This is a genomic window from Teredinibacter purpureus (assembly GCF_014217335.1).
GTDB lineage: Bacteria > Pseudomonadota > Gammaproteobacteria > Pseudomonadales > Cellvibrionaceae > Teredinibacter > Teredinibacter purpureus.
The window spans coordinates 1,558,576-1,570,220 of sequence record NZ_CP060092.1; the positions used below are offsets into that span (position 1 = coordinate 1,558,576).

Genomic DNA, 11,645 nt, shown 5'->3' on the forward strand with positions numbered 1-11,645 from the left:
CTAGGCTATGGAAAATCAAGAGTTAGACTTAAACCTTGAGCCACATTCATCCGAAGGCGACAGTGCGCTGATTCATCAGGAGCAGTGCAGTGGCTTTTTCTCTACACCAAGCCGGCAAGGCGTTGTTGATCAGATTGTACATTTTATGCAATTTAGTGAAGGGCTGCCTGTATTGGTGGGTGATGCTGGCGTTGGGAAGACTAGATTGTTGGGTGAGTTGTCACTTCGGTTAAGCCATCTCGAGGTGTGCGGGTGCTGTGAGTTTACGGGTGAAGCAGCATTAGTTGATGATTTGGTCATTGTTAGTGGCGCTCTGGGCCTTCAGTGTGCGGAGCAGGACAGCCCCGGTGAAATACTTGCCGCCCTTAGACATTTTTGCCATCAGCTTACATCCGAGCAAAAGCGAGGAGTGTTAATGCTCGATAATGCCCACTTGCTTGATGACGCTACATTGGGAGCTTTAACTAGCTTATTGCAGGGCATTCAAGTGGGCGGTTACGGTATATCGTTATTGTTGAGCGGGCGTCCGGGCTTGGTTGAGCGTCTTGATGAAATGGCGATACTTGATGTCCCTATTTATGATTTCGAAATGCCACAATTATCGTGTGCGGAGCTAGAGACATTTATCGCTGCGCAGGGCTTTGTTGTGTCTAATGCCGGTGAGCCGGAGGCTATTCGCCACGTATGGGCTAAGTCTATGGGCAACCCCGGCTTGGCGCTGACACTACTTAATAGCGGTTTTTCGGCTAAGGTTGCGGTTGAAGCGCATGGAAAAGCATCCGAGAGTCGAAATACCGTATTCACGTTTGCTGCGGGTATGCCCATTGTTCATCTTATGGCTATGTCTGTACTGGTTGGGGTATTGATTTGGGCGATACAATCGCGCGATACGGATGATGATGTTGAAGCGGTTACTTCAACAGAAGTGCTTGCGCCTCAGGAAGCCCCCCCTCTATCTGTGTCGTCTGTAGAGGCTTTGGGCGATGACGTAGCTGGCAATATGCTAACGACGCGCCCACCTATTGATATTACGGCTGTCCCCGCACGTCCTGACGTCCATAATTTACAGGTGGGTGCCGAAGGCGAGGCGCTGGAAGCTACCTTCGTGTTAGAGGAGGCGGTCGACACCTCGGTCGATGTGGTTGAGCTTGAGCTTGAGCGTGCGCCGGAGCCAGTGGAAATTGTGGCCGCCCCCTCTGTCGTCGAACACACTAAAACCTCACAGATGCTCTATCAGCATGATGAGGCGTTTTTGATGTCCCAGCCAAATTCAGATTATGCGCTTCAGGTGCTGGCCGCCAGCAAACATTATTCGTTACAGTCCTACATGGAGCGGCAGGAGAATCGTGCCAACTTGTATTTGTATCAAAGTTATAGAGAAGGCAAACGTCTGTATGTAGTGCTCGCGGGTGTCTATACTTCTCGGCAAGCGGCGTTAAGGGCACGTGAACACTTGCCAGAGGAGCAGAGAAATGCCGGCCCTTGGCCTCGATCACTGAAAGACATTAAGCAGGAGATCAGTGCAAATAGCCGAAATTGAAAGGCTTTTATGTGTTAGATCACCTGTATCTTGCGCCGGACAAATCGGCATCCTCTTGCTAATGATGAGTTGTGCAGTTAATATGCTGCGCCCAATTATCAGTAGCCCCTATCTTTTGGGCCTTTTTTTATCTGGCTTGCCCACAAATTAGTTCGTCGTGTTCTAGGGATTACGCAGTAGCATCCAACGTTTATAGCGAAGCGATGCACCTTAAGTGGTCGGTGTTTACTACAAGGTAAGGTGAATCTACCAAGGCTTGATGACGCAGTGGTTGGGCTCGATAGTCGTTATTAAAAGCAGCTTTAACGATACGAGAGTGGGTCACGCTAAGTGGCCGGCACGGATAGTGCGTTGAACTTTAGCGCCAGCGTGGAGGTCGATTACCCTTATTTTCGCACCAATAGCATGCATTAATAGATAGAGTTGAATGAATAAAGTGAATGAGCCTATGAAAACTGGTCTTTACCGGCTGGACGAATTTAAAGATAACTGTGGTTTTGGTTTGATTGCCCACTTAAAAGGTGTTCCCAGTCACAAACTGTTATCCACGGGTATTGAAGCCCTCACCTGCATGACCCACCGTGGCGGAATTGCCGCAGACGGAAAAACGGGTGATGGTTGTGGTTTGCTCATTCAAAAGCCCGATAGCTTCTTGCGTACGATCGCAAAAGAAGAGTTGGGTATAGAGCTGTCTAAGCAGTACGGTGTTGGCTCATTGATGCTGAGCAACGATGCGGCTGAAGCGGCTGACGCTAAAGTCGTTGTTGAAGAAGAACTTGCAGCACAAGGTTTTTCCAATTGCGCATGGCGCGAAGTCCCAACAGATTCGACCTGTCTTGGGCCGATTGCACTGCAAACCTTACCCTCTATTTTTCATCTTTTTGTGAATACAGAGGACATCGACGACCAAACGTTAAGCGCAAAATTATTTGTTGCTCGCCGCAAAGCCGAAATTCGGATGGCTAAAGCGTCGACGTTTTATATTGCGAGCCTGAGCAGTAAGGTCTTGTCGTATAAAGGGTTGATGATGCCCGTAGACTTACCTTCTTTTTATACAGACTTAGCTGATGAGCGACTCGAAACCGCCATCTGTGTTTTTCATCAGCGCTTTTCTACCAACACATTGCCAGAATGGCCGTTGGCTCAGCCGTTTCGTATGTTGGCTCACAATGGTGAAATCAACACCATCATGGGCAATCGCAACTGGTCAGTCGCGCGAACCCAAAAATTTCAAACGCCATTGTTACCCAACGTTGACGATATAGTACCGCTTGTCAATCGCACCGGTTCAGATTCGTCAAGCCTCGATAATATGCTTGAACTGCTTTTAATCGGTGGTATGGAGCTTCATCGAGCTGCGCGCATGCTCGTTCCGCCTGCATGGCAGAATGTTGAGCATATGGACGCCGATCTTAAAGCGTTTTATGAATACAACTCGATGCATATCGAACCATGGGATGGCCCCGCAGGTTTAGTGGTGACCGACGGTCGCTATGCGGTTTGTACTCTTGATCGTAACGGTCTACGCCCATCCCGGTGGGTAATCACCAAAGATGACATCATTACCGTCGCTTCTGAAATAGGCGTGTACGATTACTCTCCGGAAGACGTAGTGGCCAAAGGTCGTTTAGGCCCTGGCCAAATGTTGTCGGTAGATACGGAAACAGGCAAGCTTTACCATACCGCTGATATCGACCAAATGCTTAAAACTGGCCAGCCTTACCTTAAATGGATGAAAGAGCAGGCGGTACGGATTGAGTCAAACCTCGATCGTGAGCAAGCTGAACATAGTCTAGATGCCGATCAGGTTGAAACGGCAATGAAAATGTTTCAGGTAAGTTTCGAAGAGTGTGACCAAGTGCTACGCCCACTCGCAGAGGCGGGCCAAGAAGCGGTTGGCTCGATGGGTGACGATACCCCAATGGCCGTACTGTCTGAAAAGCGTCGCGCACTTTATGATTACTTCCGACAGCAATTCGCTCAGGTAACAAACCCGCCGATCGATCCGTTACGCGAAGCCATCGTTATGTCTTTGGAAACGTGTATTGGCCGTGAATTATCTGTATTCGATGAAACGCCCGAACACGCCAATCGGGTTATTTTGACGAGCCCTGTTTTATCGCCCGCAAAATTTCGAGCGCTTCAACAGCTAGATAGCCAAGGCTTTGAATCGACAACCATTGACCTTAACTACGATGCTTCTACTTTGAACCTTAAGCAGGCTTTAGAGTTAATGCTCGAGGATGTTGTAGCACAGGTGAAATCCGGCAAAACCGTTATCGTGTTATCGGATTTAGCTATTATTGAGGGCAAACTTCCCATCCACGCACTCCTTGCTACCGGAGCCGTTCATCACAGGTTAACGCGCGAAGGCTTGCGTTGCGATGCCAATATTATTGTTGAAACTGCCACCGCTAGAGACTCGCATCATATAGCAATGCTTATCGGGTATGGCGCTACGGCTGTATACCCCTATCTTAGCTATTACGTGATAGAGCGCCTAATTAACAAGGGCGAATTAATTGCTGATTATGCCGACGCGAGTACGAATTATCGTAAGGGTTTGGCTAAAGGCCTCTTAAAAATTCTTTCAAAGATGGGTATTTCAACCATCGCCTCATATCGTGGCGCGCAATTATTCGAAGCGGTTGGCTTATCAGAAGACGTTGTGGAGAGTTGTTTTGTTGGCACTGTTAGTCGCGTCAAAGGTGCCGATTTCAGTGATATAGAAATTGATCAAAAATCATTGGCAAAAGATGCTTGGAAAGCTCGAAAAGGTATTGAACCCGGCGGATTGCTAAAATATATGCACGGTCAGGAATATCACGCCTTTAACCCCGATGTCGTCCAAACCTTACAAAAAGCGGTTCAATCAGGTGAATATTCAGCGTGGAAAGAGTACGCCGCGTTGGTTAACCATCGGCCAACCGCGACGCTGAGAGACCTTTTAGAGCTAAAGGAAGGCGCTGCACAAGCCATACCGCTAGCCGACGTTGAGCCGATGGAATCTATCGTGCGTCGTTTCGATTCGGCAGCGATGTCTTTGGGTGCTCTAGGGCCAGAAGCGCATGAAGCTTTAGCGCAGGCCATGAATACCTTGGGTGGTCGCTCAAATAGCGGCGAAGGTGGTGAAGACCCTATTCGTTTTGGTACCAATAAAGTCTCGAAAATTAAACAAGTTGCCTCGGGTCGTTTTGGTGTGACGCCTCATTACCTTGTTAACGCCGAGGTATTACAGATTAAAGTGGCGCAAGGCGCTAAACCGGGTGAAGGTGGCCAGCTACCCGGTGGAAAAGTGGATGAGTTGATTGCTCGTTTGCGATATTCCGCTCCCGGGGTGACGCTTATTTCGCCGCCGCCGCATCATGATATTTACTCGATCGAAGATTTGGCTCAGCTCATTTTCGATTTAAAGCAGGTAAACCCAGACGCGCTCGTGTCCGTGAAATTGGTGTCTCGACCTGGCGTAGGTACCATTGCCGCCGGCGTTGCAAAGGCGTATGCCGACCTCATTACCATTTCCGGTTATGACGGTGGTACGGCAGCAAGCCCATTGACCTCTATCCGTTATGCGGGCTCCCCATGGGAATTAGGGCTTGCCGAAACTCACCAAACACTGCGTGCGAACGATTTGCGCGGCAAGGTTCGAGTGCAAACGGATGGTGGTTTGAAATCTGGTCTGGATGTTGTTAAAGCCGCTATTCTAGGTGCCGAAAGCTATGGCTTTGGAACGGCTCCAATGGTCGCGCTGGGCTGTAAGTATTTGCGTATTTGTCACTTAAATAACTGCGCTACCGGCATAGCCACCCAACAAGAAGTTTTGCGTAAAGAGCATTACATTGGCACTGTTGAAATGGCCATGAACTTCTTTAAATTTGTAGCTGAAGAAGCGCGAGAGTGGATGGCGAAACTGGGTGTTCGCAACCTAGAAGAATTGATTGGTCGTGTAGATCTTCTAGAAGCTATTGAAGGAAATACTGAGAAGCAACGTAAACTGGATTTAAGTCCAATGTTGTATACAGATGCTTTACTCGACAGTAAACCTCAGTTCTGCCAGTCCGAACGCAATGAGCCTTTTGATAAGGGCCTATTGGCTGAAGATATGGTGGCTACCGTATTACCGGCCATAGACGCGAAATTGGGTGGTGAATTTACCTTTCACATCACCAACTGTGATCGTTCAGTCGGTGCACGTATTAGTGGTGAAATAGCAAAACGTCATGGCAACCAGGGCATGGCTGACAAGCCCATCACACTGAAGTTAACCGGTATCGCTGGCCAAAGTTTCGGTGTGTGGAATGCGGGTGGCCTGAATATGTTGCTTGAAGGTGATGCGAACGATTACGTCGGTAAGGGAATGGCTGGCGGAAAACTGGTTATTCGTCCGCCTAAAGGTTCAACTTTTGCCAGTCAAGATACCAGTATTATGGGCAATACATGTTTATACGGCGCTACCGGAGGCAAGGTCTTCGCCGCAGGAAGTGCGGGTGAGCGCTGTGGTGTGCGTAATTCTGGGGCTCATGTTGTCGTCGAGGGCGCTGGCGATCACTGTTGTGAATATATGACGGGCGGTATCGTGACGGTATTAGGTGAAACCGGTGTGAATTTTGGTGCCGGTATGACTGGTGGGTTTGCCTACGTACTGGACGAGAAAAACAGATTTGTCGATAGATACAATCATGAGTTGGTCGATATCACCCGGGTTAATACGGAATCGCTTGAGCCACATCGTAATCATCTCCGTGGCGTGATCAAAGAGTTTGTCAGAGAAACTGAAAGTGTGTGGGGCCAGCATTTGCTCGATAACTTTAGTGATTACGTTGGTAAGTTTTGGTTGGTCAAACCCAAAGCTGCCGATTTAGACAGTATGTTGCACAGCGTTAAAAAGCGCGGTGAATAATTAACACAATTATCAATGGCCGTTAATAACGCGGCGATTATTGATTCAGGCTTGCTTTGCAAGCCGCCAGTAAAGTAGCAAGGGCTGAATGTATGGCTGAACGATTAAACAATAACTTCCAATTTCTCGATGTTGGACGTCAAGATCCCAATAAAAAGGACACGGCGACAAGAAAAGAGAGTTTTGTGGAAATATATCAGCCCTTTACCGAAAAACAGGTGCAGGGCCAGGCTCATCGCTGCTTAGAATGTGGCAACCCTTATTGTGAGTGGAAATGTCCGGTACATAATTACATCCCTAATTGGCTCAAACTTGTGTCCGAAGGGAATATTATTGAAGCCGTTGAGCTTTGCCACGAAACAAACTCCTTGCCTGAGGTGTGTGGTCGAGTATGCCCGCAAGATCGATTGTGTGAAGGTGCTTGTACGTTAAACGATGGTTTTGGTGCTGTAACCATTGGCAATACCGAAAAATATATTACGGATACAGCGTTTGCTCTGGGATGGCGCCCCGATATGAGCAAGGTTGTGTGGACCGACAAAAAAGTCGCCGTTATTGGCGCGGGGCCTGCGGGCTTAGCGTGTGCTGATATTCTCGTACGAAACGGTATTAAACCGACAGTTTTTGACAAACACCCTGAAATTGGTGGGCTATTAACTTTCGGTATTCCTGAGTTCAAACTCGAAAAAGACGTAATGAAAAACCGGCGTGAAATTTTTGCTCATATGGGCGTTGAGTTCCGTTTGAATATGGATGTGGGTAAAGACGTTACGATTGATGAGCTACTTGCCGATTATGATGCCGTGTTTATGGCCATGGGCACTTACACTTATATGAAAGGTGGTTTTCCCGGGGAAGATTTGCCGGGCGTGTTTGATGCCCTACCGTTTTTGATTTCTAATGTGAATCGTAATTTGGGCTTTGAAAAAGACCCCGCAGAATTCATCAGCGTCAAAGATAAAAAAGTTGTGGTATTAGGTGGCGGTGATACGGCTATGGACTGCAATCGTACATCGATTCGTCAGCAGGCCGCGAGCGTAACGTGCGCATATAGACGTGATGAAGAGAACATGCCTGGTTCGCGCAGAGAAGTGGTTAATGCGCGTGAAGAGGGCGTTGATTTTCTGTTTAATCGACAGCCCGTAGCCATCGTGGGTGATGGAAAAGTTGAAGGCGTAAAAGTGATAACAACCCGGCTAGGTGACCCAGATGAAAACGGTCGTCGTAGGCCTGAACCTATTGAGGGCAGTGAAGAGATTGTTCCTGCGGACATGGTGCTAATCGCTTTTGGGTTTCGTCCTAGCCCTGCCCCATGGTTTGAACAACAGGGTATTACTGTCAATAGCTGGGGCGGTGTTGAGGCCGCGGAAAAGCAGCAGTATAAATTTCAAACATCCAACCCTAAGGTGTTTGCAGGTGGCGATATGGTTCGCGGTTCCGATTTGGTTGTGACGGCCATTTGGGAAGGACGCCAAGCTGCCGAAGGAATAATGGATTACTTGGACGTATAATTAAAAAACGCGGCTGGTTGTCTCATGGCCGGCCTTTCAGTACCGACAATAACGACTGACTTGCCTGCCCATGATTGAATTAAAGAACGACCGTTTTCTCCGCGCGTTATTACGCCAACCTGTTGATGTAACCCCTGTTTGGATGATGCGCCAAGCAGGGCGATATTTGCCAGAATATCGTGCTGCCCGCGCGCGCGCGGGCGATTTTATGGGGCTCTGCACTAACCCGCAAAGGGCCTGTGAAGTTACCATGCAGCCGTTGGAGCGTTACCCCCTAGACGCCGCTATTCTCTTTTCCGATATTCTTACCATTCCAGATGCAATGGGGTTAGGCCTCTACTTTGAAACGGGTGAAGGCCCAAAGTTTCGCAAGCCGGTACGTACCTCGAAAGACGTTGAAGCGCTTCCTGTCGTCAATACTGAAAACGAACTCACATATGTGATCGATGCCGTATCGACCATTCGCCACGAGCTTAATGGAAGCGTGCCGTTAATTGGTTTTTCGGGCAGCCCATGGACGTTGATGACCTATATGGTTGAGGGCGGCTCGAGCAAAGATTTTCGCCGAGCAAAAACAATGCTGTATAACCAGCCCGAAGTTGCGCAGCTATTGCTTGATAAGCTCGTGCTTTCGGTAACCGACTATCTCAACGCCCAAATACGCGCCGGTGCCCAGGCGGTCCAAATTTTCGATACCTGGGGTGGAGCCTTATCGCATGAGGCCTACTTAAAGTATTCGCTAGCGCCTATGCAGCGCATTGTAGATGGTCTTATCAAAGAGCACGAAGGTCGCCAAGTCCCCGTCATTCTTTTTACAAAAGGTGGCGGCCAATGGCTAGAATCTATGGCTGCAACGGGGGCGACCGCATTAGGCTTGGACTGGACGACGGATATAAGTGTTGCTCGCGCAAGAGTTGGCGATACTGTTGCGCTACAAGGCAACATGGATCCCACTATTCTATATGCCAGCCCAGACCGAATTCGTGAAGAGGTAGGTCGTATTCTTAAATCGTATGGCGCGGGTAGTGGCCATGTATTTAATCTCGGGCACGGTATCACGCCAGAAGTAGACCCAGAGCATGCCGGAGCTTTCATTAATGCGGTACACGACCTATCAAGTGAATATCACGGCTGAAACATATCGATTAATGGTATTTGGTAATTAGCAATACCTTTGTTTATATTTATATCGAATATAAACCCTAATAAAGTATGTGTCTGGTCGTCAATTTCTTCGATTCGCCAATCAATTGCCCTTACGCAATAAGGGCTCTTACGCTTATAATTTGATCGGAGCATTTTGGCGCGAAAATACACTTTTCGTGCTAGTCTACGACGTCACTCCGAAAAATGAGGAGTGGTGACATAATAGAGCCTTTGCGTAAGAGGATAATTTCTTGGGAATTAAGCAGGTCAAGATTGATGCCAACGAGCTAACCGTTGGCATGTTTGTGTCTGGTCTAGATAGGCCATGGACGCAAACGCCTTTTCCGCTCCAAGGGTTCTATATTCGCGACCTTGATGAAATTAAAGAACTAAAGGTGCACTGCAATTTTGTTTACATCGATGTTGCTAAGGGCACCGCACCGGTAAAAACCAATCTTAGAAAGCTAACGGCTCGCTCTAGCGGTGGGCGAAAAGCTGCTCGCGCACCGAAGCTCACACGAATAGTGGATGTGGCGCCGTTAAAAATTCGGCGCGATGTGTATCGCGAAATTGATCCTCTCGAAAAAGAAATTGGCCCTGCACGCGAACTTCATCAGCAAATGTATGATGCGGTCGGCAGCGTCATGGGGCATGTTAATCAAGATCATCATCATGTGCCCATAAATGAAACTAAGCGTGTGGCGAGCCAAATGGTCGATAGCGTGCTGCGCAGCCCCGATGCTTTTACGTGGTTAAGCCGCGTTCGCGATAAAGACGAATACACCTATTCTCATGCCGTACGTTCGGCGGTTTGGGCCATTTTATTTGGTCGACATATAGGCCTGCCTAAAGCAGATTTAGATGTTTTGGCGATGGGGGTACTCCTTAAAGATATTGGTAAAACACGTTTGCCCCGGCATTTGCTTGAGAAAAAACAGCGTAGCGAAACTGAGCAAGAGGCGTATGAGAAGTTTATCGATTACGGTGTAGAAATTTTACGTAAGCTGCCCGATGTTCAGCCGCGTGTAACGTCCGTTGTTAAAACGCATTGTGAACGCGTAAATGGCAGTGGTTATCCGCAGCATTTGCGCGGTGATAAAATTCCTTTACTGGGTAAGATTGCGGGTATTGTCACTTTTTACGATGAAACGGTGAACCCGCGTGGTGAAGGGCATCCGCTATCACCGTCTAAAGCTGTCGCGAGACTGTATGAATTACGGGAAGTGGAATTTCAAGAAGAATTGGTTGTAGAATTTATTCGGGCGATTGGTTTATACCCAACAGGCACATTAGTTGAATTGTCTACGGGCGAAGTGGGTGTTGTGGTTGAGCAAAATTTTGATCGACGTTTGAAGCCTGTCGTAATGGTCGTTCTAGATGCTTACAAGCAACTATTGCGTGCGCCCGAATTAGTTAATTTAGCGGCAGAAGAGCGCGATAAACAAGCAAAATTAGATTCCGGTAAGTACCATCCGTCTGAAATACAGCGTATTGAAATTTTGCAAGATTTACAGCCGGGCGCTTATGACATAGATGTGGCCGGTATTCGCGATAAATACATTCAACGCAAGCAAGGCAAAGGCCTGCTGGGGTTGTTTAAGCGTTCAGGGTTAAAGCTACCGGGCTTTTAACCTTTATGGTATTAACAACTCTTTTGCTAGGAGTAAGGTTTTTTTATCCAAGCCCCATCTATACCCTCCTAACAACCCGCTCTCCCGTATCACTCGATGACACGGTATAAGCACTGCAACGGGATTTTTGCCAATGGCGGTGCCTGCCGCTCGGCTGGCGTTTGGGTTACCTACTTTAACCGCTACTTCACCATAACAAAGCGTCGTGCCCTGCGGTATATTGAGCAGGGCTCGCCAAACGGCTATTTGAAAGTTGGTGCCTTGCACGTATAGTTTCAGCGTTCCGTTTTTCACGCTCGGTTTTGAAAATATCCTATTCAACCACTGTTGTGCCTCGGTAGGTTGTTCTTCCCAACGAGCTGCAGACCATTGTTGTCGAAGGTGTTTGTTGTCGCGCTCAGCACCGTCATAACGTGTAAACTTTAAGCTGTGAATACCTCGTTTGGTCCAACATAGTCGAGCAATACCCAGTGGCGTATTTCCTTCTCCAAAGTAAAACGTTAATCCTTCCCCGCGGGCTTTGATATCCCCTGGTGTGACAGCTTCTAGTGATACAAGGTGGTCGTGGAGGCGGCTACTACTGGACAAACCTAGTGCGTTGCTCGTTTCAATGCAGGAGTGCTGTTCAGCAAGTATTGGTTTAGCGTTTTCTACGGTGACGCACTGTAAAAACTGTTTAGGGCTTATGCCAACCCACTGCTTAAATAAATGATGAAGGTGGTCTGAACTCATGTTGAGCTGTTGTGCTATGTTCGCAACGCTAGGTTGCGAGCGAAAGTGAAGGCGCAAATATTCAATTGCCGCGCACATGCGCTGAAAGCGCTTATGCGTAGGGGTGCTCGCAGAATTATTCATAGATCGGGTCGCTCAGAGTCAAAGATGAGTGCCTACCAAAGCCGACGATAGTATTTTATTGT

The 11,645-nt window shown here is 48.1% G+C and carries 6 protein-coding genes; 5 read left to right on the forward strand and 1 reads right to left on the reverse strand.

Features of this window, described 5'->3' with window-relative positions; translation table 11 throughout:
- The first annotated feature begins 7 nt into the window (after nucleotides 1-7).
- The 5 genes from H5647_RS06950 to H5647_RS06970 all read left to right on the forward strand — a co-directional run bounded on the left by H5647_RS06950 (nucleotide 8) and on the right by H5647_RS06970 (nucleotide 10,728).
- Nucleotides 8-1,540, forward strand: a complete 1,533-nt coding sequence (locus tag H5647_RS06950; RefSeq protein ID WP_045857380.1) for an SPOR domain-containing protein — start codon at nucleotides 8-10, stop codon at nucleotides 1,538-1,540.
- Nucleotides 1,541-1,988: 448 nt separating this feature from the next.
- Complete coding sequence (gltB, locus tag H5647_RS06955) at nucleotides 1,989-6,440, forward strand: glutamate synthase large subunit (RefSeq protein WP_200911659.1); 4,452 nt, start codon at nucleotides 1,989-1,991, stop codon at nucleotides 6,438-6,440.
- 92 nt (nucleotides 6,441-6,532) lie between these two features.
- Entirely contained in the window at nucleotides 6,533-7,951 is a 1,419-nt protein-coding gene (locus H5647_RS06960; protein WP_045857383.1) for an FAD-dependent oxidoreductase, read from the forward strand.
- Nucleotides 7,952-8,021: 70 nt separating this feature from the next.
- Nucleotides 8,022-9,086: a uroporphyrinogen decarboxylase gene (gene hemE / locus H5647_RS06965; protein WP_045857385.1), complete on the forward strand. Its 1,065-nt coding sequence runs from the start codon at nucleotides 8,022-8,024 to the stop codon at nucleotides 9,084-9,086.
- Nucleotides 9,087-9,348: 262 nt separating this feature from the next.
- A complete protein-coding gene (locus H5647_RS06970; protein ID WP_045857389.1) occupies nucleotides 9,349-10,728 on the forward strand; it encodes an HD-GYP domain-containing protein in 1,380 nt (459 codons plus the stop codon).
- Between the two features lie 3 nt (nucleotides 10,729-10,731).
- Here the strand turns inward: H5647_RS06970 and H5647_RS06975 are convergent, their stop codons facing one another.
- Nucleotides 10,732-11,583 (reverse strand): methylated-DNA--[protein]-cysteine S-methyltransferase, encoded by an 852-nt coding sequence (locus tag H5647_RS06975; protein WP_045857391.1) that lies wholly within the window; start codon nucleotides 11,581-11,583, stop codon nucleotides 10,732-10,734.
- Between the last annotated feature and the right edge of the window lie 62 nt (nucleotides 11,584-11,645).

Excerpts from the sequence above, each read along its gene's own strand:
- H5647_RS06950 (WP_045857380.1), top strand. The coding sequence starts at position 8 with ATGGAAAATCAAGAGTTAGACTTAAACCTTGAGCCACATTCATCCGAA.
- gltB (WP_200911659.1), top strand. The coding sequence starts at position 1,989 with ATGAAAACTGGTCTTTACCGGCTGGACGAATTTAAAGATAACTGTGGT.
- H5647_RS06960 (WP_045857383.1), top strand. The coding sequence starts at position 6,533 with ATGGCTGAACGATTAAACAATAACTTCCAATTTCTCGATGTTGGACGT.
- hemE (WP_045857385.1), top strand. The coding sequence starts at position 8,022 with ATGATTGAATTAAAGAACGACCGTTTTCTCCGCGCGTTATTACGCCAA.
- H5647_RS06975 (WP_045857391.1), bottom strand. The coding sequence starts at position 11,583 with ATGAATAATTCTGCGAGCACCCCTACGCATAAGCGCTTTCAGCGCATG.